Annotated in this window: 20 protein-coding genes; 10 read left to right on the plus strand and 10 right to left on the minus strand. The window is 71.1% G+C overall.

Going from position 1 to position 21,658, the window contains the following annotated elements; all coding sequences use genetic code 11:
* Positions 1-109 precede the first annotated feature (109 nt).
* Positions 110-910, plus strand: coding sequence for an SLATT domain-containing protein (locus AB0C82_RS30795; protein WP_362848343.1), 801 nt, complete (start codon positions 110-112; stop codon positions 908-910).
* Between the two features lie 252 nt (positions 911-1,162).
* On the opposite strand, the gene AB0C82_RS30800 is transcribed toward AB0C82_RS30795, so the two are convergent.
* The 3 genes from AB0C82_RS30800 to AB0C82_RS30810 form a co-directional block, all read right to left on the minus strand.
* A complete protein-coding gene (locus AB0C82_RS30800; RefSeq protein WP_362848346.1) occupies positions 1,163-1,813 on the minus strand; it encodes a hypothetical protein in 651 nt (216 codons plus the stop codon).
* A gap of 83 nt (positions 1,814-1,896) precedes the next feature.
* The gene (locus AB0C82_RS30805; protein ID WP_362848349.1) at positions 1,897-2,634 is read right to left on the minus strand and encodes a GntR family transcriptional regulator; all 738 of its coding nucleotides are present in this window, start codon (positions 2,632-2,634) and stop codon (positions 1,897-1,899) included.
* 148 nt (positions 2,635-2,782) lie between these two features.
* The gene (locus tag AB0C82_RS30810) at positions 2,783-4,147 is read right to left on the minus strand and encodes an aspartate aminotransferase family protein (RefSeq protein WP_362848351.1); all 1,365 of its coding nucleotides are present in this window, start codon (positions 4,145-4,147) and stop codon (positions 2,783-2,785) included.
* A gap of 183 nt (positions 4,148-4,330) precedes the next feature.
* On the opposite strand from AB0C82_RS30810, the gene AB0C82_RS30815 reads away from it, so the two are divergent.
* The 5 genes from AB0C82_RS30815 to AB0C82_RS30835 all read left to right on the plus strand — a co-directional run bounded on the left by AB0C82_RS30815 (position 4,331) and on the right by AB0C82_RS30835 (position 8,804).
* The gene (locus tag AB0C82_RS30815; protein WP_362848354.1) at positions 4,331-4,924 is read left to right on the plus strand and encodes a DJ-1/PfpI family protein; all 594 of its coding nucleotides are present in this window, start codon (positions 4,331-4,333) and stop codon (positions 4,922-4,924) included.
* The gene (locus tag AB0C82_RS30820; protein WP_362848357.1) at positions 4,921-5,394 is read left to right on the plus strand and encodes a MarR family transcriptional regulator; all 474 of its coding nucleotides are present in this window, start codon (positions 4,921-4,923) and stop codon (positions 5,392-5,394) included. Before AB0C82_RS30815 ends, AB0C82_RS30820 begins: the two co-directional genes overlap by 4 nt.
* 139 nt (positions 5,395-5,533) lie before the next feature.
* The gene (locus tag AB0C82_RS30825) at positions 5,534-6,157 is read left to right on the plus strand and encodes a hypothetical protein (protein ID WP_362848360.1); all 624 of its coding nucleotides are present in this window, start codon (positions 5,534-5,536) and stop codon (positions 6,155-6,157) included.
* An 86-nt stretch (positions 6,158-6,243) separates the two neighbouring features.
* Positions 6,244-6,624 (plus strand): FG-GAP repeat protein, encoded by a 381-nt coding sequence (locus AB0C82_RS30830; protein WP_362848363.1) that lies wholly within the window; start codon positions 6,244-6,246, stop codon positions 6,622-6,624.
* 191 nt (positions 6,625-6,815) lie between these two features.
* The gene (locus AB0C82_RS30835) at positions 6,816-8,804 is read left to right on the plus strand and encodes an Ig-like domain repeat protein (protein WP_362848366.1); all 1,989 of its coding nucleotides are present in this window, start codon (positions 6,816-6,818) and stop codon (positions 8,802-8,804) included.
* Here AB0C82_RS30835 and AB0C82_RS30840 read toward each other — a convergent pair.
* Complete coding sequence (locus AB0C82_RS30840; protein ID WP_362848601.1) at positions 8,794-10,239, minus strand: helix-turn-helix domain-containing protein; 1,446 nt, start codon at positions 10,237-10,239, stop codon at positions 8,794-8,796. The genes AB0C82_RS30835 and AB0C82_RS30840 overlap by 11 nt on opposite strands.
* Positions 10,240-10,635: 396 nt before the next feature.
* On the opposite strand from AB0C82_RS30840, the gene dnaN reads away from it, so the two are divergent.
* Positions 10,636-11,751, plus strand: coding sequence for a DNA polymerase III subunit beta (gene dnaN / locus AB0C82_RS30845; RefSeq protein WP_362848369.1), 1,116 nt, complete (start codon positions 10,636-10,638; stop codon positions 11,749-11,751).
* A 145-nt stretch (positions 11,752-11,896) separates the two neighbouring features.
* Here dnaN and AB0C82_RS30850 read toward each other — a convergent pair whose 3' ends face one another.
* The gene (locus tag AB0C82_RS30850; protein ID WP_362848372.1) at positions 11,897-12,781 is read right to left on the minus strand and encodes a glycoside hydrolase family 19 protein; all 885 of its coding nucleotides are present in this window, start codon (positions 12,779-12,781) and stop codon (positions 11,897-11,899) included.
* A gap of 339 nt (positions 12,782-13,120) precedes the next feature.
* Between AB0C82_RS30850 and AB0C82_RS30855 the strand changes: the two genes are divergently transcribed.
* On the plus strand, positions 13,121-14,647 hold the full coding sequence (locus tag AB0C82_RS30855; RefSeq protein ID WP_362848374.1) for a substrate-binding domain-containing protein: 1,527 nt from the start codon (positions 13,121-13,123) through the stop codon (positions 14,645-14,647).
* Positions 14,648-14,728: 81 nt separating this feature from the next.
* On the opposite strand, the gene AB0C82_RS30860 is transcribed toward AB0C82_RS30855, so the two are convergent.
* On the minus strand, positions 14,729-16,012 hold the full coding sequence (locus tag AB0C82_RS30860) for an adenylosuccinate synthase (RefSeq protein ID WP_362848377.1): 1,284 nt from the start codon (positions 16,010-16,012) through the stop codon (positions 14,729-14,731).
* 185 nt (positions 16,013-16,197) lie between these two features.
* Between AB0C82_RS30860 and AB0C82_RS30865 the strand changes: the two genes are divergently transcribed.
* Entirely contained in the window at positions 16,198-17,046 is an 849-nt protein-coding gene (locus AB0C82_RS30865; RefSeq protein ID WP_362848379.1) for a diacylglycerol kinase, read from the plus strand.
* 389 nt (positions 17,047-17,435) lie between these two features.
* On the opposite strand, the gene AB0C82_RS30870 is transcribed toward AB0C82_RS30865, so the two are convergent.
* Complete coding sequence (locus AB0C82_RS30870; RefSeq protein WP_362848382.1) at positions 17,436-18,641, minus strand: cytochrome P450; 1,206 nt, start codon at positions 18,639-18,641, stop codon at positions 17,436-17,438.
* A 109-nt stretch (positions 18,642-18,750) separates the two neighbouring features.
* The gene (locus tag AB0C82_RS30875) at positions 18,751-19,068 is read right to left on the minus strand and encodes a hypothetical protein (protein WP_362848385.1); all 318 of its coding nucleotides are present in this window, start codon (positions 19,066-19,068) and stop codon (positions 18,751-18,753) included.
* Between AB0C82_RS30875 and AB0C82_RS30880 the strand changes: the two genes are divergently transcribed.
* A complete protein-coding gene (locus AB0C82_RS30880) occupies positions 19,055-19,513 on the plus strand; it encodes a hypothetical protein (RefSeq protein WP_362848387.1) in 459 nt (152 codons plus the stop codon). The genes AB0C82_RS30875 and AB0C82_RS30880 overlap by 14 nt on opposite strands.
* An 18-nt stretch (positions 19,514-19,531) precedes the next feature.
* On the opposite strand, the gene AB0C82_RS30885 is transcribed toward AB0C82_RS30880, so the two are convergent.
* Together AB0C82_RS30885 and AB0C82_RS30890 are read right to left on the minus strand one after the other, a co-directional pair.
* Complete coding sequence (locus AB0C82_RS30885; RefSeq protein WP_362848389.1) at positions 19,532-20,194, minus strand: response regulator transcription factor; 663 nt, start codon at positions 20,192-20,194, stop codon at positions 19,532-19,534.
* Positions 20,191-21,531 (minus strand): histidine kinase, encoded by a 1,341-nt coding sequence (locus tag AB0C82_RS30890; RefSeq protein ID WP_362848392.1) that lies wholly within the window; start codon positions 21,529-21,531, stop codon positions 20,191-20,193. The genes AB0C82_RS30885 and AB0C82_RS30890 overlap by 4 nt, the downstream gene beginning before the upstream one ends.
* Between the last annotated feature and the right edge of the window lie 127 nt (positions 21,532-21,658).

The following is a 21,658-nucleotide window of genomic DNA, read 5'->3' on the forward strand; positions in this document are numbered from 1 at the left end:
GAAGGGACGCGTATCAGTACACCCACGCGCATCAGTGGTAACGCAGAGTTACCCGGAGTCAGCCAGAGAACCCACGTCGTTCCTACGCAGAGTGCAGAGGAGTGCCCCGGTGAGTCAGCCGGAGATGCAGCCCGAGGGGCCGCCCCGCAAGGAGTCCGGCGAGGGAACCGGTGGAGAAACCGGAACTGAGCGCTCCGGTCCGTCCCGTCCATCCGGTCCGCCCCGGGGAGTGCGGGCGCCCACGGACCTCACGAGCCGTCCCTTCCCCCTCGGGGACTGGGGCGAGCCGGCCGAACGTCTCGACGAGCTCTACCGGTGGGTGGAGGACGGTGCCCTGCGCACCGCGGACTGGTATTTCCAGGACCGCCTCCGTAAGCGGCGGGCGGCGAGGGCGCTGCGACTGGGCACGGCGGCGGGTGTCGTCTCGGGTGCGGCCCTGCCGCTGCTCGATCTGACGGGCGCGCTGGACGGGGCGGCGGGGTGGGGCTATCTCTCGCTGCTGCTGGGTGCGGCGTGCATGGCCTGCGACCGGTACTTCGGGCTGACCTCGGGCTGGATAAGGAACCTCGCGACGGCGCAGGCGGTGCAGCGGCGGCTTCAGGTGCTCCAGTTCGACTGGGCGTCGGAGTGCGTACGGGAGGTGCTGGGGCCTGCCGAGGGCACGGCGAGCGAGGCGGCGGAGCGGTGTCTCGGGGTGCTGCGGCGGTTCTCGGAGGACGTCACGGAACTGGTGCGGTCGGAGACGGCGGACTGGATGGTGGAGTTCCGGGCCGGGCCCGCGCCGATGGGGATGCAGTCGATGGTGTCCGGGGGCGGGAGCGGGCGGGCCGAGCCGGGGGGTGTGGTGGGACGGTTCGCCCTGCCGACCGTGGGGCGGCCGAACATGCCTCGGCAGCGGCCACCGGAGTAGGGCGGGGGTGGGCCGGGCGGGGTTGCCTCCCAGGAGCCGCCGCCCCTCGTCCTCGAACGCCGGACGGGCCGGACGCGCCCGGCCGGGTTCGCAGGGCGCCGCCCGGCACGTTGACGGTTCCGTCCTCGAACGCCGGACGGGACGGGAGTGGCTCGGCGGATCGTAGGAGTGGGGCCGGGCGGGACCTGGAGAGGTTCGACGGGCCGTAGGAGTGAGGGCCGGGCGGAGGGGGCTCGGCCGTGCGCCCTTCGGTCAGCTGAAGATGATCATTGAGCCCTGGGCCAGGCTTCTCGTGGCCGCCGCGTGCAGCCCCAGCCATACGTGACGCTCGCGGGCGAACGGGCTGTCGTCGTGGAGGATCGGGCCGGCCGGTTCCTCCAGTGTCGTCGGGCCGATCGGGGGGAGCGGGGCGGTCGGCGGGTTCGCCGGGTCGATACCGATCGACGGGGCCACGAGCTCCAGCTCACGCAGCAGGCCGTGCGAGGAGCCCAACGGACCGCCGCCCTCCAGCAGTTCGTCGTTCGAGAGCGGGGCGGCGAAGTCCACCGGGACGTACGCCCCCGCGTGGTCGTAGTGCCAGACCAGATGTGAGTGCTGCGCGCCCTGCTCGAACATCTCCAGCAACTGCTCGTAGTCCCCGCCCAGTTCGTCGACGGGAGTCACCGCGAGGCCGCTCAGCTGGAGCATGTAGGCGCGGCGCAGGAAGTGCAGCGCGTCGTAGTCGAACCCCGCGACCGGGGCGACGTCACCCGTGAGGCCCGGCATGTAGGCGTAGACGGGGACGGGCGGCAGACCCGCTTCACCCAGCGCCTTGTCGTAGATGGCGATCTCTTCTGCGAAGGGGTTGTCGGGGCTGTGGCACAGCACGTCGACTAGGGGGACCAGCCACAGGTCACAGGCCACGAATGCTCGCTCTCCAACGGGTTCGTGCGATGGTCGGGACAGCGTAATGCGGACGGAACGTCCCGCACAGGGCACCTCCCGACCTATTCCGCGGGGCCGGCCGTCCCCGCGCCGCGGCCCGGGTGCGCCGGGTTTCCGTTCGCGAGCCTGTCGGCCCATTTCAGGCCGTGCTCCTTGTACGCGTCGAGCACCGCGCGTACGGCGTCCTCGTCCACCTCGATGATCGCCTCGACCAGCTCCTGGTGGCCGTTCCACAGCCAGTCCCGCACGTCGGCGTCCCCGCGCAGATACGGCACGGCGAACACCCACGCCTGGACGCGCAGGCGGTGCAGGAAATCGGTGATGTACGTGTTGTCGACGATCGCACCGAGCTCGCGCCAGAAGCGCAGGTCGTAGCCGATCAGGATGTCGAGGTCGCCGCAGCGGGCCGCCCGGGCGGCTTCCTCGGCCCGGCGGCGTACGGAGACGAGCGCGTCGCGGTACGGGGCGAGGCGGGCTCGCGCCGGCTCCTCACCCGCGAAGAGGCCACGGAACACCCCGTCGATCACGAGCGCGCGGGCCTCCACCATCGACCGGTAGTCGGCCACGCTGAATTCGCGCACATGGAAACCGCGGTGCTGGTCCGATTCGAGGAGGCCCTGCGCGGAGAGGTCGAACAGCGCCTCGCGCACCGGGGTCGCCGAGACGCCGTACTGCTCCGCGATCTGCTTGACGGTGAACTCCCGGCCCGGCTGCAGACGCCCGGACAGCACCTCGTCACGCAGCGCGTCCGCGATCTGCTGCCGCAGCGTATTGCGGGTCACGCCTCCGCTCGCCCCCATGGCGCCCCTTCCCCTTTTCGGTTCCGGTCACCATAAGCCAGGCGCGCCGGCCCGCATCCGGGCAGGGAAGCCGGAGCGGCAGCCGGAGGGAGGCCGCCAGGCACGGGACGCCCCCGGAGGAGGGGAACCGAAAAGGGGAGGGGACTCCTTACGCGGTGTGCTCGTCGGCGACCGACAGCGCCGCGTCCAGGGCCGCGAGGCCCTCCTTGGCCTCCGCCTCGGTCACGTTGCAGGCGGGGACGGCGTGGGTGCGGTTCATGTTGATGAAGGGCCACAGGCCGTGCTTCTTCGCCGCCGCGCCGAAGGCGGCCATCGGGGCGTTGTCCGCGCCCGAGGCGTTGTACGGCACCAGCGGTTCGCGGGTCTCCTTGTTGCGGACCAGGTCCAGCGCCCAGAACGCGCCCAGGCCACGGACCTCGCCGACGGAGGGGTGGCGCTCGGCCAGCTCGCGCAGGCCGGGGCCGAGGACGTTCTCGCCGATGTGGGCGGCGTTCTCGATGACCTTCTCGTCCTCCATCACCTTGATCGTGGCGACGGCGGCTGCGCAGGCCAGCGGGTGGCCGGAGTACGTGAGTCCGCCCGGGTAGGGGCGGGTCTCGAACGTCGCGGCGATCTCGGCGTTGATCGCGACCCCGCCGAGCGGCACGTAACCCGAGTTGACGCCCTTCGCGAAGGTCATCAGGTCGGGCACGACGTCGTAGTGGTCGGCGGCGAACCACTTGCCCGTACGACCGAAACCGGCCATGACCTCGTCGAGGACGAACACGATCCCGTACCGGTCGCAGAGCGCGCGGACGCCCGCGAGGTAGCCGGGCGGCGGCGTCATGATGCCCGCAGTGCCGGGGATCGTCTCCAGGATGATCGCCGCGATCGTGGAGGGGCCCTCGAACGCGAGGGTGTCCTCCAGGTGCTGGAGCGCCCGCGCGCACTCCTCGGCCTCCGTCTCGGCGTAGAACGGCGAGCGGTAGAGGAACGGCGCCCAGAAACGGACGACGCCCGCCGAGCCGTTGTCGGACGGCCAGCGGCGCGGGTCACCGGTGAGGTTGATCGCGGTGGAGGTCGCGCCGTGGTACGAGCGGTAGGCGGAGAGCACCTTCGTACGACCGGTGTGCAGCCGGGCCATACGGACCGCGTTCTCGACGGCCTCGGCGCCGCCGTTGGTGAAGAAGATCTTGTCCAGGTCGCCCGGGGTGCGCTCGGCGATGAGGCGTGCGGCCTCGGAGCGAGCCTCGATCGCGAAGGCGGGGGCGAAGGTGACGAGCTTGCCCGCCTGCTCCTGGATCGCGGCCACGACGGTCGGGTGCTGGTAGCCGATGTTGGTGTAGACGAGGCCGCTGGTGAAGTCGAGGTAGCGGTTGCCGTCGTAGTCCCAGAAGTACGCCCCCTCGGCGCCGGCGACGGCGAGCGGGTCGATCAGGCCCTGGGCGGACCAGGAATGGAACACGTGGGCGCGGTCGGCGGCCTTCACGGCCGCTCCCGCTGCGGAGTCGACATACGGGGCATGAGGGGTCATGCCGTGAGCGTAGGTGCTGGTAGGGGCGTGCTCCATGGCCACGTTGTATGGAGTGTGACGTTCGGTTCGGCAGGGTGTCGGGTCCAGGCCCCGCCCTCCAATTGACAGCACGCTGTCTTCATGACAGCCTGCTGTCATAGTCGATGCAACGAAGGTTCCGCGTTTCGCGTTCTGGAGGTCGCCATGACCCGCAAAACCGTTCACCTGGCCGTCTACGACACCTTCGCCGACTGGGAGACCGGCCACACCACGGCCCATCTCACGCAGAACGGCTACACCGTGCGGACCGTCGGACTCACGACCGCACCGGTCACCACCATGGGCGGGATGCGCGTCCAGCCCGATCTGGCGCTGGACGAACTGCGGCCCGAGGACAGCGCGCTGCTCGTCCTGACCGGGGCGAGCCTCTGGGACACCGGGGACGAGCTGGCCCCCTTCGCCCGCGCTGCCCGCACCTTCCTCGACGCGGAGGTGCCGGTCGCGGCGATCTGCGGGGCCACCGCCGGGCTCGCGCGCGAAGGGCTGCTCGACGACCGGGCCCACACGAGCGCCGTCTCCTTCTACCTGGCGGGGACGGGGTACGCGGGTGGCGCTCGGTACGTGGAGGCGGACGCGGTGACGGACGGCCGCCTCGTCACGGCCGGACCGACCGAACCGGTGGCACTCGCCCGCGAGGTGTTCGGACTGCTGGGCGTGTACGACGCGAAGAAGCTGGATGCCTGGTACCGGCTGTTCCACGACTCCGACGCCAGCGCGTACGAGGTGCTGGCGGGATGAGCGGCTCCGAGGACCAGGACCGGCTGAGCCGGACCGCGCTGGGGGTGTTCCGGCTGAACGGCCAGTTCCTCGCCGTGTCGGAGGAACTGGCCCGGCCCGCCGGGCTCACGGCGGCGTGGTGGCAGGTGCTCGGGGCGGTGGTGGGCGAGCCGTTGCCGGTGTCCGGGATCGCACGGGCGATGGGCATCACGCGGCAGAGCGTCCAGCGGATCGCGGATCTGCTCGTGGGGAAGGGACTGGCGGAGTACGTACCGAACCCGGCCCACCGCCGGGCGAAGCTCCTCCGTCCGACGGAGGAGGGGCGGGCCGCGATGTCCCGGATCGGACCGGGTCACGCGGAGTTCGCGGCGCGGCTTGCGAAGGAGTTGGGGGCGGAGGGGTTCGCGGAGACCGTACGGGTGCTGGAGCGGCTGTCCGGGGCGGTGGACGCGGTGGGCGGGGGCGGCGGAGCCGACCGGGGCACGGGGTGACGGGGCACGGGGCACGGGGCACGGGTGTGATCGGGCCGGCCGGTTCTGGCTGAACGTTTCGTCAGCGAAGCCCGGACGCTCCTGAGGTGTGCCCCGGCCATGCGGAACCGGGCGCTCGGAGCCGCACGTCCCCCCGTACATGCTGACCATCCTGGGGATACTCTTCGCCGTCGCGCCCGCCGTCGTCTGGATGACGATCGCCCGCACCCGCCCCGTCGGCTTCGCGATCGGCGGCGCGCTGCTCGCCGGAGCCGCCCTGCTGATCAGCGTCCAGCAGGGCTGGACCGACGCCCCCCGGCCCGACGCCCATCTCGTGTTCACGGCTCTCGCACCCCTCCTCATCGCCTGCGGCGCGGGACTGGAAGGACGGCACGAGAACTCCCCTCCCCCGGAATGGATCCCCCGCCGCAACGGAGCCATCGGCTTCCTGGGAACGCAGTTCGCCCTCACCCTCGTGGTCGGTCTCCTGTACGCGCTGATGATCAGCGAGGGCTCGGACGCCCCGTCGTCCAAGGCCCTCCCCCCGTTGCCGCCGGGCATCACGATGGTCGACGAAGGCACCAGCTGCGGTTCCGGCGGCTGCTGGCGCACCGCGACGGTCACCGGTGAGGCCGGCCTGTCCCGCCCGGAGATCATCCGCGAACTGGGCCTCCAGAAGGAGAGCTGCCGCTCCAGCGGCTGGCTGCTCGACTGGCGTGACGTGTGTGTCGGAGCCAGGGACAACGGCGAGAACGTCACCATCTACGCCGGCTGGGGATACTGAGCCCGGACCCCGAACAGCGCCTCGTCACAGACGCGTGGCCGTACTGGCCGCTGAATGGATGTCGCCGCCGCGAAAACAGGGACGGCGTGGGCGACATCGTGATCGGCGCGCCGGGTGAGGCGATCGGCGCCAAGTCCGCCGCCGGAGCCGTCACCGTCGTACCAGGGCGCCGTACAGGTCAGTTGGGCGCCGGTGCGTACGGTTTCACGCAGAACACCGCCGGCGTGCCGGGCGGAGCGGAGGCCGACGACCAGTTCGGCTCCACCGCGACCGCCGGGGACCTCAACCGGGACGGCAGGCCCGAGATCGCCGTCGGCGCGGCCTGGGAGAACGACGCGGGTGGCGTATGGGTGCTGCCTGGCGGCACGAACCAGCCCGTGTACTCGTCGTCGGTGGCCTTCGGAACCGGCCACCTGCGCCTCCCCGCGGTCAGCGGCACGCTGCTGGGCGGCGGCCTCCAGCAGTGACGGCCGGCGGCTGACGGGGCGACGGGACACCGCCCGTACGCCGTCGGCCGCCTGTTCCCGCCGCATATTCCAGCCGCGCCGGATATTCCGCGCCACCTGTCGGTGTCATGCCATACCCTGCGATCCGGGCCGCTCCCCTCTCTCATCTCCGGGTGCCACGCGGCCCGCATACCGTGGGGGTAGCAGACACTGTGCGTACGCGCAGAATTTCGACGGCGACAGCGCTCGCGGTCCTCTTCAGTTCAGTAGTCCTGGTCGGCGGTGCGGCCAATCCGGCCGCCGCCGACAGCAGCAGAATCCTTCCCGCCGCTTCCGTCGGCGACGTGGTCGTGGACGGCGTCCACCAGCGGGTCTTCATCAGTGACCCGAAGAGCGGCACGCTCCTTGTGACCGACTACGCGGGCAACATCGTGGCGAAGCTCACCGACCTGCCCGGCGTGACCGGGCTGGAGATCTCGACCGACTCCAGCCAGGTGTACGCGGCGGTCGCCGGACTCGGCACGATCGTCGCAGTGAACACGCAGGCGCCCACCGAGACCGTCAGCCATGACCTGGGTGACGCCCAGGATCCGCGCCATCTGGCTTTCGCCGACGGCAAGTTGTGGTTCGGATACTCCGGAAACATCGGCTGGATCGACCTGTCGGGCGCCGAGCCCGTCGTCGCGCTCGCGCAGGCTCCCGGTGAGAGCTGGAGCAGCGACGCACGGCTCGCCTCGGACCCGGCGACACCCGGCGTGCTGGCAGTCGGGGAGAGCGGGCACAGCCCGACCACCCTCGCCGTGTACGACGTGGCGGACGGCAAGGCGACTCTGCGTACGTCCAAGGCGAACCCGGACGGCGGGGGCGGCGGCCTGTCCGACTTCGACATCAGCCCGGACGGCAAGCAGCTCGTGACCGCGAGCGGCTGGCCCTCCTACCAGCCGGTCTACTCCACCACGGACCTCTCCGAGGTCGGCCGGTATCCCACGACCTCGTATCCGAACGCTCTGACCATCGCGCCCGACGGCACGGTCGCCGCCGGCACCTCGTCCTGGTACGAGCAGGACGTCCACGTCTTCAAGGCAGGTGTCACCAAGGCCCCGCTGCGGCAGTACGACTTCCCCAACACGGGGACGCACAGCGGTGCCGACACCCTGGTGCCCAACGCTCTGGCCTGGGCCCCCGACAACAGCCGGCTGTTCGCGGTATCCGAGAACAGCGAGGGCGTGCGCTCACTGCGTGTGCTGTCCGACCCCACCAAGTCGGCCACCACCGTCACGGTTAACGCTCCGGCGACGGCGCCCCGCGCCCAGCGGCTCACCGTCACCGGCAAGGTCGCGTCGAACACCCCGTTCCCGGCCGGCGCCCGGATCGCGGTGACCCGCGTCGACATGGAGTCGCCGAACGGCACCGCGCCGAGCTCGGTGGCCCTGAACGCGAACGGCACCTTCTCGTTCACCAACTCCCCGCCCTCCGGCGGCAAGGTGACGTACAAGGTGGCGTACGCCGGCGACGCCACGCACTCCGCTTCCTCCGGATACGACTCCGTCACCGTCTCCCGGGCCAAGCCCGGCCTGACGCTGAACCGGAACAAGTCGGTCTACGCGTACGGCACGGACGTCACGTTCACGGCGCACCTCGGCACGACGTACAAGAACCGTGTGGTCGAGCTGTGGGTGGACCCGTTCGGTGCCGACAAGCCGAAGAAGCTCGTCCGCAAGGGCACGGTCAACTCCAAGGGCAACCTGTCGGTCCTCGTCGACATGAAGCGGGACACGGCCGTCACCGCCGTGTTCCGGGGTGACTCGCGCTACGCGCCGAGGGCCGTGAAGTCGACGGCGTACGCCCGGGTGAAGGTGTCGACCTCCGTCACCAAGGAGTACAAGAACGCGAAGATCGGCACGCGCTCGTACGCGTACTTCCACAAGACCACCGACCCGGTCTTCAACACGGCGATGAGCTACTACAAGGGCCGCGCGCACAAGCTGTCCCTGGAGCTCTACTACCAGGGCACCTGGTACGACGTGGGCCAGCAGTACTTCGCCCTGTCCACCGGCGGCCGGACCTCGGTCAGGCTCGACGGCACCCACGACACCGGCTACAAGATGCGCGTACGCGCCTCGTACGTGAACGGGTCGTCGGGCGACAGCGTGAACAGCACCACGCACGGCAGCTGGAAGTACTTCATCTTCACGAGGTAGTGAGATCCACGGCCCGGAACGCCAGCCACAGGTCGTAGCGGGCGCTCGGGCTCCGGAGCAGTGAGCGCTGGAGTACGGCTTCGAGCCGGGTGAGCCGTTTGCGCGCACCCGGCACGGAGATACCCAGCTCCTCCGCCGTGGGACCGAGGCGGCCCTCGCACGCGAGCCAGGTGCGCAGGGTCGCCTCCGCCGTGTCACCGGCCGGGGCCAGGGCCCGTACCTGCTCCGCCGCCCAGGCCTGGAGTGCGGGAGCGGACAGCAGCCCGTCGAGGTCCGTGGCGGCTGCGGGTGTCGCGCGAGGGCGGGCGGGGGTCGCGCGTACGCGGAGCGCGAGATCGAGCGCTGCCTGGCCGGCGAGCCGGTCCAGGTCCAGGCCGAGCAGTTCGCCGATGAGCCGCAGCCGGGCGGTCAGCGTGTTGCGGTGGATCTTCAGGTGCTCGGTCGCTCCGGACGCGAACGCCAGCCAGGAGCCGAGGGTCGCCGCCAGTTCCTGGCTTCCGGGGTCCTGGGAACGCCTCGGGCGGTACGCCAGCAGAGGGCCCAGCAGGGTGTCGGCCCACCGAATTCCCGCGCCGCCCACGACGAGGGCCGGTTCCGGGGAGAGACCGAACCGCGAGTGCCTGCTCGGGAGTCCGCGGGCCACGGCGAGTGCGTGGAACGCCTGCCGGTAGCCGGTCGCTGTGTCGGAGAGCGGCATCTCCTCACTGATGCCGATGACGCAGTCGTCCACGAGGGCGGAGACGGCCAGATCGAGAGGAGTGCTGTCCGCCCTCTCCCCGGCGGGCATCACAAGGATCAGATGACGGGCGTAGACGGGGCACCGTACGATCCACGACCCGCCTCCGGAGACGTCCGTGCAGACCCGCGCCACCGCGTCGCGGCTCCTGCCCGAGCACTCCACGACGCACACCCGCACCGGGTCGGGAAGCCTCGGCCGGAGTGCGCCGGCCACCTGGTGCGCGATCGACAACTGGCCGGTCATCAGCAGGTGCAGGACCGCCTCGCGGCCCCGGGACTCGGCGAGGTCGACGCGGCGCCGCTTGCGTTCGACGGTCTCGGACTCCCAGCACAGCGCCAGGGGCATCATCGCGTCGGCCAGCAGCGTGGACAGCCCTGCGGGCAGGGGACGGGGCGCGAGGACGGCGAGGACGGGGACCGGGACGCCGGCCGTGCCGTCGAGGGGGAACAGCAGCCCGGTATACGCGTCCTTGTCGAAGGAGTACGCGCTGACGCCCCGGCCCTTCAGCACGACGACACCCTCGGCCGCCAGCGCGGCGGCCTCCTGGAGCGCCTCGGGGAGCACTCCCGACTGCGGGGCCGTGGCGGCGTGGAGGACGGTGCCCTCGGAGTCGAGCAGACCGGCCCAGCCGCCTGCGCGCTGGGCGAGCCACCGCAGCAGCTCCGCCGTGCCGCCGGCGCGGGCCAGGCGGTGCATCCGCAGTACGTCCTCGGCGCGTTCCGGCGCGTGCACCCTGACCTCCGTCCGACCCACTGAAATCGGAGCGAAGCGTATCGGTCCGGGTGTGCGAACTGTTACCCCGTGAGCCCCAGGGAGTGCGAAGTGAAGCTCCCCGTGCGCCACCGGGCCCCCTAGAGTCCGGGTGTCCCGGCCTTCGGGGGAAGCCGGGCATTCCGGGAAACCGGGGAGAGCACGACGGCATCGGCCCACGGGGGTGGTCGCTGTCGTCGGCTCTCGTCGGCTCTCGTCGGCTCTCGTCGGCACGAGGGCCCCATCGGCCCTCGTCGGCTCATGTCCGGCGGGCAGCAGGGGAATTGTCAGTGGTGTCCCCTAGCGTCGGCACTCCGGTGACCGATGAGGAGAGACCCCGCCATGGAGTTCCGCATTGAACGCGGCGAGCTGACCGACGCCGTCGCCTGGGCGGCCCGCGTGCTGCCCACCCGGTCGCCCGTGCCCGTCCTCGGCGGCCTGCTCCTCGCGGCGGAGGACGGCCGGCTCCGCATCTCCGGCCTCGACTTCGAGGCGTCGGCCCGGATCGATGTGGACGCCGAGACGCTGCGGCCAGGCCGGGTGCTCGTCATGGGACGCAGGCTGCTCGACATCTGCAAGGTCCTGCCCGAAGGCGCCGTGGAGTGCGCGGTGGAGGGCTCACGCTTCACGGTCACGGGGGACGGCGCCCGCTTCGGGCTCTCGGTGCTGCCTCTCGACGACTACCCGGCCCTGCCCACGCTGCCGGAGGTCCGCGGAGCTGTGGACGCCGCGGAGTTCGCGGCGGCGGTCGCCCATGTGACGGTCGCCGCGGGGCGGGACGACACCCTTCCCACGCTCACGGGCATCCGGCTGGGCCTCGACGGCACGACCATGACGCTGGCGGCCACCGACCGTTACCGCTTCGCGGTCCGCACGCTGCCCTGGAAGGCGGCGGATCCGGACGCCACCGCCGATGTGGTGGTGTCGGCCCGCCGGTTGACCGAGATCGCCCGCTCACTGGGCCGCTCGGGACTGGTCAGCGTCGCGCTGGACTCGGGATCGGCCGGTTTCGAGCACGCCGGGATGCGGACGACCGTACGGCTCCTGGACGGACGGCTGCCGCGCCACGACAAGCTGTTCGCGATGCCGGACCCGGCGCTCGCGGTGCTGGACCGGACGGCCCTGGTGGAGGCAGTCAAGCGGGTCTCCGTGGTGGCGGACGGCGACAGTCCGATCCAGCTGACCTTCTCGGCCGCCGACGGCACGGTGCTGCTCCAGGCGGGATACGAGGACGACGTCGCCTCGCAGTTGCTTCCGGCCACGCTGGAGGGCACCGAGGGGATGACGGTCGCGTTCAACCCGTCGTACCTGCTGGACGCGCTGACCTCCTTCGAGGAGCCGGTGGTCCGGCTGCACCTGCTGGGGCCCGGGCAGCGCGCGATGATCACGGGCGATCCGGCGGCCCCGGGGACCACGCACCAACACCTGCTGATGTCCGTGAAACCGCCGCTGGTGTAGCCCGCGCCTGGCCGGGGACCTTCAGCTCCCGGGCCTGACGGCCGGCAGGGCCGAGGTGTTCCCACGCCCCGGCCCTGCCGGGACGGAAGCGGGGGGTGTGCCCGGTCGCAGCCGGTCACACCCCCCACCCATACGGAGCCCTCGGTCAGCAGCTCAGGTTCGAGCCGGGGGTGGTGCCCAGGATCTGAGTGAAGGCCCGGTACTTGTCGATGCGGCTCTGGACCTGGGCGGGGTTGCCGCCGTTGCACTCCAGGCTGCCGTTGATGGAGCGGATCGTCTGACCGAACCCGGCACCGTTGACCATGGCGTTGTGGGCCGTCATGGTGCCGGGGCCGTTCTGGGTGTTCCAGTACCAGAGACCGGTCTTCCAGGCCACGGAAGCGTTCTGCTGCACCAGGTACGGGTTGCGGAGCAGGTCGATCCCGAGGGCGTCGCCGGCCGCCTTGTAGTTGAAGTTCCAGCTGAGCTGGATGGGGCCGCGGCCGTAGTACGCGGCCTGGCCGGCCGGGCAGCCGTAGGACTGGCTCGTGTCGCAGTAGTGCGGGTAGTTGGCCGTGTTCTGCTCCACGATGTGCACCAGGCCACCGGTCTCGTGGCTGACGTTGGCGAGGAACGCCGCCGCCTCCTGGCGCTTGACCGTGTCGCTGCCGGTGGTGGCGAACGCCGGGTAGGCGCTCAGCGCGGCCGTCAGTCCGCTGTACGTGTAGAACGAGTTCCGGCTCGGGAACATCTGGTTGAACTGCGACTCGCTGACGACGAAGCCGGAGGGGTTGGGGTCCGTACCGCCGCCGGTGCCGCAGGTGCCGCTGTCGGCCCAGACCTGGGCGATGCCCGGGGTCTCGTTCTGGGTCCACCACTTCGCGGACCAGTTGTGCCCGTTGTAGGAGGCGGTGCCGCCTCCGGTGTACACGGACGAGGCGTTCCAGGCCGGGGCGCAGGTCGCCGCCGCGGCCGTGGTGGCGGGGAGGATGACGATCGTCGCGACGACCGCGCCCAGCGCGGTCAGCAGACTCAGCATGCGTCTGATCAAGGTGATCACTCCTTCGGCGCGACGCAGGGATGCCCGTGCGCCGCCATGGGGGGTGACCGTCACTCAAGCGGAATGGTCTGTACCTGTCAAGGTCTAGACCAAGGTTGGCGGTGTGGGCGAACAGCCGGCGAACGTCAGTCGACGGGACCGTACGCGTACTCCAACTCCTTTGCGCCACACGTACGGTGGCGCGAACTGATGGTCGCGCCGAGCACACGCCCGTGCGCGTCGGGGGAGCGCTCAGGAGTGCCCGGGAAGGGCGCCCGGGAGCGTCCAGGGAGCTCCTGGGCAGCGCTCGGGAAGCACCTGGGGCGGCGCTCGGGGGAGTGCGGGGAAACCGTGGAGTGGTTCAGTGCCGAGAACGTCGTAGCCGTACTCACCGCCGTACTGGGTGTGCTGGCCTCCGTCGGAGTGCTCTGGTACGAGCGCCGCGTACCCCGGCGCAAACGCGTCGGCTACCGGGTTCAGATGGACACCCCCATCGGCAGCGACGTCAGTCAGGGGCGGGCCAACGTGCGGCTCGGGCTCTTCGACGAGACGCCGGGCATGGCCGACGCCACGCTCGTCCTGCTGCGCGTGGAGAACGACGGCTCGCAGTCCATCGCCGACGACGACTACACGGGACGTGAACTGCACGGTCTGACGGTCGAGTTCACCGGGCGGACGGTCCGCGGGATAGCGGTCACCCAGGGACCGAACGCCGACCATCTGATGGAGCACTTCACCCCGGCGGGCGGGATGCGGCACAGCGGGGCCCTGATCCGGCTCCCCCGTGTCCCCCTCAACCGCAACGAGCACTTCAAACTGCTCGTCCTGCTCACCGGTGGGACCGTGGGCAACCCCATCACGGTCACCGGCGGCATCCGGGACGGCGTGGTGGCCCCGAACAAGGCCGCCCGCCCCGACGAGAAGCCGCCCCTGTTCGGGCGGGCCGCCCGGCTGATCACCGTGGCCCTGACCGTCTGCGTGGTCACGCTCGCCTCGATCATCCTGGTGCGGGACGACAGCCCGCCCCCGATCGGCTGCGCCACGGGCGAGCTGACGGTCACCGGCTCCACCGCCTTCGCCCCCGTCGTACGGGAACTGGCGGAGAAGTACGAGAAGGAGTGCGAGGGCTCGACCATCGATGTGGACGCGCACGGCTCCACCGCCGGCATACGGCGGCTCGCCGAGCAGGGCGCCAGGGCCACGTCCGGCTCCCCCGCGCTCGTCGCCCTCTCCGACGGCCCGAAGACGGAGGGCTACCCGCAGCTGCGCGAGAACCGCGTCGCGGTCTCGCTCTTCTCCCTCGTCGTCAACGACCGGGTGCCGGTGCGCGACCTCTCGCTGGAGGACATCCGGAAGATCTACCGGGGCGACATCCGCAACTGGAAGACCCTCGGCGGCCCCGACCTGAAGGTCCTGCTGGTCAGCAGGGACGCCAACTCCGGCACCCGCGAGGTCTTCCAGCGGCGCGTACTCGACCGCAACGAACCCGCCCAGTCCTCCCGGGACTGCGCCACCAAGGACGACCCGCACGCCGTGGTCACCCGGTGCGAACTCGACAGCACCGAACAGGTCCTGTCCACCGTGGCCAGGCTCCCCGGAGCCATCGGCTACAGCGAACTGCGGGCCGGGACCGAGCTGAGGGGGCTGCACCACCTGGCGATCGACGGCACCTCCCCGTCCGTCGACACGATCGGCGACAGCACCTACCCCTACCGCGAGATCGAGTACGCCTACAGCTACGGCCAGCCGCCCGCGGACTCGCTGGCGTCCAGCTTCCTCGGCTACCTCAGCCGGGGCAGCGGCCAGGACATCATCAGGACCCACGGGCACCTGCCGTGCGCGACCCCGAAGGGCCTGCGGATCTGCGGCGAGGACTGAGGCACGCGGGGGCGCCCGGGAACGCGGGAGGGCCGGGACGCACGCGGCGTCCCGGCCCTCCCGCTCTTCGGATTCCCCGGTCTAGAGGAAAGAGTTGATCTCGATGGTCTCGGTGCGGCCGGGGCCGACACCGATCGCCGAGATCGGGGCGCCCGACATCTCTTCGAGCGCCTTCACGTAGTCCTGCGCGTTCTTCGGCAGGTCGTCGAAGGTCTTCGCCTTCGTGATGTCCTCGGACCAGCCCGGCAGCATCTCGTAGATCGGCTTCGCGTGGTGGAAGTCGGTCTGGTTGTACGGGAGCTCCTCGACGCGCTTGCCGTCGATCTCGTACGCCACGCACACCGGGATCTGCTCCCAGCCGGTCAGCACGTCCAGCTTCGTGAGGAAGAAGTCGGTGAGACCGTTGACCCGGGTCGCGTACCGCGCGATCGGGGCGTCGAACCAGCCGCAGCGACGGTCACGGCCGGTGGTGACACCGCGCTCGCCGCCGATGCGGCGCAGCGCCTCGCCGTCCTCGTCGAGCAGTTCCGTCGGGAACGGACCCGCGCCGACACGCGTGGTGTACGCCTTGAGGATGCCGATGACCCGGCTGATCTTCGTCGGGCCCACGCCGGATCCGGTGCAGGCGCCGCCCGCGGTCGGGTTCGACGAGGTGACGAAGGGGTACGTGCCGTGGTCGACGTCGAGCAGCGTGCCCTGGCCACCCTCGAAGAGGACGACCTTGCCCTCGTCGATGGCGTTGTTCAGGATCAGCGTCGTGTCCGAGACGTACGGCTTCAGCCGGTCCGCGTAGGTGAGCAGCTCCTCGACGATCTTGGCGGATTCGATCGCGCGCCGGTTGTACAGCTTGGCGAGGATCTGGTTCTTGAAGTCGAGGGCCGCTTCGACCTTCTGGACGAGGATCGACTCGTCGTAGAGGTCCTGGACCCGGATGCCGACGCGGTTGATCTTGTCCGCATACGTCGGTCCGATACCGCGACCGGTGGTACCGATCTTGCGGGATCCGAGGAAGCGTTCCGTCACCTTGTCGACCGTGACGTTGTACGGAGTGATCAAATGAGCGTTACCGCTGATCAGAAGCTTGGACGTGTCGACGCCTCGCTCGTTCAGCCCGTTCAGCTCGGAGAACAGCACCGCCGGGTCGACCACGACTCCGTTACCGATCACCGGGGTACACCCCGGCGACAGGATTCCGGACGGGAGGAGATGCAGTGCGTACTTCTGGTCGCCCACGACGACCGTGTGGCCGGCATTGTTGCCGCCCTGATAGCGCACCACATAGTCCACGGATCCACCGAGGAGGTCGGTGGCCTTCCCCTTGCCCTCGTCACCCCACTGAGCACCGAGCAGCACAAGTGCGGGCACAGGCGTACACCCCTTCCGGGCGGGGCATGTCCAAGGTCAGGGGGCGTACGTAAAGGTGTACCTGCCGCACGACAGTGTGCGACAAAGCCTGAGCCGTCGAACCGGGTGCCCCGGAATAGACGAAGCCCCTGGCGCAATAGCGCAAGGGGCTCTTGCACCAAGATGCTACCCGAGGAAGGACCGAGGTGTCGGCTGCAGAGCCCCCCGGCGACGGCGACCACCAGCTTCTCGTACTCATCGACCCGGTTGCCCGCCGGACCGACGGTGAGTCCGTCCGCATCGCGAAGGACGTGCTGAGCGCCGGCTCACACGCCAAGATCTGCCTTCCGGACACCCCCGGGGAGTTCCTCAGGGCCCTGTCGCGCCGGGGCAGCCGACGGCCGGTGGTCGTCGGCGACGACCGGGCGCTGCTGCGCGCGGTCGCCCATCTCCACCGGGAGCGCGAGCTGTCCGGCGGGGCTCTGGCCCTGATCCCGGTCGGCGCGGCGCCCATGCTGGAACTCGCCCACGCCCTCGGCGTGCCCCGGGGCGCGGTGGCCGCGGCCCGCTCGGCTCTGGACGGTACGGTCCGCCGAATGGACCTCCTGGTCGACGACAGCGACGGCGTGGTCCTCGGCAGGCTGCGCATCCCCGCCCTGCCGCCGTCCGACGACACGCCGCACACGGGCGTGACGGCGGTCTGGGACACCTGCCGCTCCCTGGTGGCCTCCCTGGTCCGTCCGGCTCCGGCCACCGCCCACGCGCCGCCCCGGACGTACCGGCTGCGCGTGGAGGCGGACGGCGTCATGCTGAACGACCTGGACCGCCCGGTCGAGGGCGTCTCGGTGACCGCGCAGGGCGACGGCGGCCTGGTCGACGTGGTGATCCACACGAGGGCCGGCCGGACGGAGACCCGTGAGGCCAAGGAGGTGACGGTCTCCGGCGCCGACTTCCGCTACCGGGCCGACATACACGTCACCGGGCCGGTGCGCACCCGGACGTGGACGGTGCGGGCGGGAGCGTGGTCGCTGATACTCCCTGCGGAGGCGAGCTGATCCGATCCCGCGGGACCGGACCGTGACCGAGCCGGCGGCACGGTCCTCCTCCCGCCCCGGGGGTCCTGAGCGCGCTCGACCGGCCGGCGGCAGCACAGGACCGGCGGACCGTCCGGCACGCCGTGGCGGTGCGGCGACCCTCGTACGGGGTGTTCCGGCGCCGGCCGGAGGCAAGGAGCTGATCCGGGCGAGGCCCCTGCGCGGGCGGCGGGCGCGGAAGGTGATGGCCCTCACGGTGGTGCGGAGCCTGGCGGACCGGCCGGTCCCGTCCGGCCCCGGTTCGATCCTCGGAGATCGAGACCGGGGAGACCGGCTTCGTGGTCTCGTACGGCCCGTGAAAGGGCGACTTCTACGGGTGCACGGGCGGCGCCGACCGCCACACCCCGTCCTCAGAGCTCAACGTTCAGCTCCTTCAGCCCCCGGATCACATAGCCCGGATGCCACTCCGGCTCCGCGAGCAGCCGCATTCCCGGCGCCTTGCGGAGCAACTCACCGAATGAGGAGGCCAGTTCGATACGGGCCAGCGGGGCCCCCAGGCAGTAGTGGATGCCCGCTCCGAACGTGATGTGCGGGTTGTCCTGCCGGGAGAGATCCAGCGTGTCCGGTGCGGCGAACCGCTCCGGATCCCGGTTCGCCGAACCGAAGAGCAGCGCGACCTCCGAGCCGCGCGGAATCACCGTTCCGGCGATCTCGATGTCGTCGAGCACCCAGCGCTCGAACATCTGCAACGGGGTGTCGTACCGGAGCAGTTCCTCCACGGCCGTCGGCAGCAGCGCGTGGTTCCCGCGCAGGGCCGCCAGCTGCTCCGGATGCCGGAAAAGCGTCCACCAGCCGTTGACGGTCGTGTTGACCGTCGCCTCGTGCCCCGCGTTCAGCAGCAGCACACAGGTGGAGATCATCTCCTGCTCGCTGAGGCGCTCCCCCTCGTCGTGGGCGGCGATGAGCGCGGAGATCAGATCCGTACCGGGGTCCGCCCGCCGCTCCGCGATCAGCCCGCGCAGGTAGGCGGAGAAGTCGACCGAGGCCCGGACCGCCTCGCGGGCCGTCTCCTCCGGCGGATTCAGTTCGAACATCCCGCAGATCGCCGAGGACCACGGCCGCAACAGCGCACGGTCGGCCTCCGGCACGCCCAGCATCTCGGCGATCACCGCGACCGGCAGCGGCTCGGCGACCGCCGCCAGCAGATCGCCGCCGCCCGAGGCGACGAACGCGTCGACCAGTTCCGCCGCCAGCCGCTCCACCGTCGGCACGAGGCGTTCGACCGTACGCGGGGTGAACGCCTTGGAGACCAGGCGCCGGATACGCGTGTGGTCGGGGGCCTCCAGGTCGAGCAGCCCCTGCTCGTTCAGCGTGTGGAACGGCTCGTGCGCGGCCGGCGGCGGCGTGAGCCCGAACTCCTCATGACTGAAGCGGTGCAGATACGTCCGCCCGAGCCGCCGGTCACGCAGCAGCCCGGACACATCGGAGTAGTGCGGGATCAGCCACTGCCGGGTCGGCTCGAAGTAGTGCGCCCGGCCCGCGGCACGCAGCGCGGTGTAGGCGGGGTACGGATCGGCGACGAACGCGGGCGACCAGGGGTCGAAGGACACATACATGCCCTGACGCTACCGGCGGCCGGGGCCCCGGTTCGGGACCCGAAGCGTTATGCGGCAGCGCTTCAGTCGACAGGCTCGCGTGGATACGTTGAGTGCCCTGCCGGAACGATCACGCAAGGGTGGCCATGCGGGGCTCGAGAATGTGTGTCGTGGGTGCGTCGGCGACGCTGGTCGCAGCTGTGCTCACCGGGTGTGCCGACCGGGCCGGGTCGGCGGACACGACGACGGTCGCGGAGGTATCCGCCTCACCGTCCACGCCGTCCTCCACCCCGCCGTCGGCGAGCGCCACCTCCGCGACGCCCTCCGCCTCCCCGTCCGCCCCCACCGCGCCGCCCAGCAGCCCGTCGGTCCCGCCGACCAGCCGGCCACCCGCTGCCCCGGTATCGTCCGCGCCGCAGCCCACGTGGCTGCGGATGACGGTCGCCACCAGGACCGGCCGCATCGACCTGGTCCGCGGCGGGGCCGCCCAGGAATTCACCGTCACCCTGCGCAACGGCAACACCCAGGGTTACGCCCATCTGCGGCTCGCCTTCCAGATGGAGATCCTGATCGACGGAACACCGGCGAACGAACGGCCGCCGTCCGACGGCTTCGCACTGGAACGCTGGGACGCCGGAGCGGGCGTGTGGCGCGGCGCGGAGCTGCGTATCGCCAACGACGTCATGCCGCACCACCTCTACGGGGGCGGCACCCCGCTCGCACGCGACGCGGTGCGCACCGAGCGCTACCGGTTGCGCGCCGGGCCGTCGGGTCCGGTCGGCAGTACACCGCTGATCGTCTCGCTGATCAACCCCGACGCTCCGGCCGGCGCGTCGGCCGGCGAGGCACGCCCGGCCTCCTTCTCCCTGCCCCACACGACACGGCGGAAGTGACGCCGGGCCACACAGCCCCTAGCCGGGTGTGACCAGCCGTGCCTCGTACGCGAACACCGCTGCCTGCGTCCGGTCGCGCAGCCCCAGTTTCACCAGGATGCGGCTCACGTGCGTCTTGATGGTGGACTCGGCGACCACCAGGCGCGAGGCGATCTCCGCGTTCGACAGTCCCTGCGCGATGAGCACGAGCACTTCCGTCTCCCGCTCCGTGAGATCCCCGATCCGGGCGAGCGCGGGCGGGCGCGGCGCCTCGGAGAGCTTCGAGAACTCCGTGATCAGCCGCCGGGTGACGGCCGGGGCCAGCAGCGCTTCTCCGGATGCCACCACCCTTACCCCCTCGGCCAGTTGGCGGGCGGAGGCGTCCTTCAGCAGGAAGCCGGAGGCACCCGCGCGCAGCGCCTGGTACACGTACTCGTCGAGGTCGAAGGTGGTCAGGACGAGGACCTTGGCGTCCGCGTCGGCGGCGACGATCTCGCGGGTCGCATCGATGCCGTTGAGCTCGGGCATCCGGATGTCCATCAGCACGACGTCGGGGCGCAGGGCGGCGACCTGTGCGACGGCCTGGCGTCCGTCGACGGCCTCGCCCACGACCTCGATGCCGGGCATCGCGTTGAGCAGGACGGAGAAGCCCTCGCGGACCATCATCTGGTCGTCGACGATCAGCACTCTGATGGCGCTCATGAGGCCCCGCCCTGCACGGTGCCCCCGGCCGGCGCGTCGCTTTCCTCGCGGACGGTCCGCACGGGGATGAACGCGGCGATCTCGTACCCGCCGTCGGCCGTCGTCTCCGCCGTGATCTCACCGTCCAGCATGGCCACGCGTTCGCGCATCCCGGTGATGCCGTGCCCGGCCCCGGGTGACGGCTTGACGAGACCGGTGGGCGGTCCGTTGACGACGCGCAGCCCGAGCCCGCCCAGTACGTAGCCGATCTCCACCTTCGCGGTGGCGCCCGGCGCGTGGCGCAGGGTGTTGCTCAGGGCCTCCTGGATGATCCGGTACGCCGACAGCTCGACGCCCTGCGGCAGCTCGCGTACGGCGCCTGTGACCGTCTTCTCCGTCCGCAGACCCGCCTCCCCCACGTTGGCCAGCAGGCGGTCCAGTTCGGCGAGTGTGGGCTGCGGGGCGTCCGGGGCCTCGTAGTCCTCGGCGCGTACGACTCCGAGGACCCGGCGCAGCTCGGTGAGGGCGGCGACGGCGTTCTCCCGGATGGTGAGGAAGGCCTGCTCCAGCTCGGGCGGCGGGTTCTCCACCCGGTACGGGGCGGCCTCGGCCTGGATCGCGACGACCGACATGTGGTGGGCGACGACGTCGTGGAGTTCACGGGCGATGGTCGTGCGCTCCTCCAGGAGTGTGCGCCGGTCACGTTCGACCGCGGTGACCGTGCGCTGCACGGTCACCTCGCGCTGGGCCTCCCGCCGCACCTGCACCACGGTCACGACGAGCAGGGCGAACGCGGAGGTGACGGCCATGCCCCCGGTGGTGGAGGAGTAGTAGGACCCGCTGAACTTGTCCAGGAAGCTTCCGAGCAGCAGCGTGATGGTCCACATCCACGCGGCCGTACGGGGCCGGGTGCGCGCCGCGACGACGACGAGGACGCCCAGGTGGCAGAGGAACATGCTCGGCCCCCACGGCCAGTCCCCGTTGCCCGCGACCGCGGCCAACGGGGTCAGCACCACCGATGCCCAGAACGCGCCGACGGGCCTGAACAGGCTCATCAGCAGCGGCACGGCGGGCAGCACTCCGGAGACGACGGCCGAGATCCCGAAGACGCCCTCGGAGTCCGCGGCCACGAGACCGACCATCACCGTGAGGAGGGTCAGCGCGCCGACCGTGGCGTGCGGGAACCAGACGGCACGGGCCCGCAAGCGCTGCGGCAGCCTGCGGATCACCGGCCCGCCGGTGCCCAGCGGGTCCAGCGGGCGGTAGGCGAGCACATCGTGGAGGAGGTCCTGCCGCAGGCCGCCTATCGCGTCTGCGGCCAGCCGGAACTCCGGGCTTCTGGTCTTGGTCTCGGTCACGCCTCTCACGGTAGGCGGCCCCGCGAGCGAGGTCGTCAGCAGTGATACGGATTCTGCGGCGTCCGTCGCAAGGACTACCCGGGGCCGCGCGACCGCCCGCAAGGCCCCCACGAACCGCGCGCGCCCT

The organism is Streptomyces sp. NPDC048560, from assembly GCF_040650955.1.
Taxonomy (GTDB): Bacteria; Actinomycetota; Actinomycetes; order Streptomycetales; family Streptomycetaceae; genus Streptomyces.

Coding starts and splice junctions, on each gene's coding strand:
- AB0C82_RS30805 (WP_362848349.1), bottom strand. CDS start 2,634: ATGGGGGCGAGCGGAGGCGTGACCCGCAATACGCTGCGGCAGCAGATC.
- AB0C82_RS30810 (WP_362848351.1), bottom strand. CDS start 4,147: ATGACCCCTCATGCCCCGTATGTCGACTCCGCAGCGGGAGCGGCCGTG.
- AB0C82_RS30815 (WP_362848354.1), top strand. CDS start 4,331: ATGACCCGCAAAACCGTTCACCTGGCCGTCTACGACACCTTCGCCGAC.
- AB0C82_RS30820 (WP_362848357.1), top strand. CDS start 4,921: ATGAGCGGCTCCGAGGACCAGGACCGGCTGAGCCGGACCGCGCTGGGG.
- AB0C82_RS30825 (WP_362848360.1), top strand. CDS start 5,534: ATGCTGACCATCCTGGGGATACTCTTCGCCGTCGCGCCCGCCGTCGTC.
- AB0C82_RS30840 (WP_362848601.1), bottom strand. CDS start 10,239: ATGCACCGCCTGGCCCGCGCCGGCGGCACGGCGGAGCTGCTGCGGTGG.
- dnaN (WP_362848369.1), top strand. CDS start 10,636: ATGGAGTTCCGCATTGAACGCGGCGAGCTGACCGACGCCGTCGCCTGG.
- AB0C82_RS30870 (WP_362848382.1), bottom strand. CDS start 18,641: ATGTATGTGTCCTTCGACCCCTGGTCGCCCGCGTTCGTCGCCGATCCG.
- AB0C82_RS30880 (WP_362848387.1), top strand. CDS start 19,055: ATGACGGTCGCCACCAGGACCGGCCGCATCGACCTGGTCCGCGGCGGG.
- AB0C82_RS30885 (WP_362848389.1), bottom strand. CDS start 20,194: ATGAGCGCCATCAGAGTGCTGATCGTCGACGACCAGATGATGGTCCGC.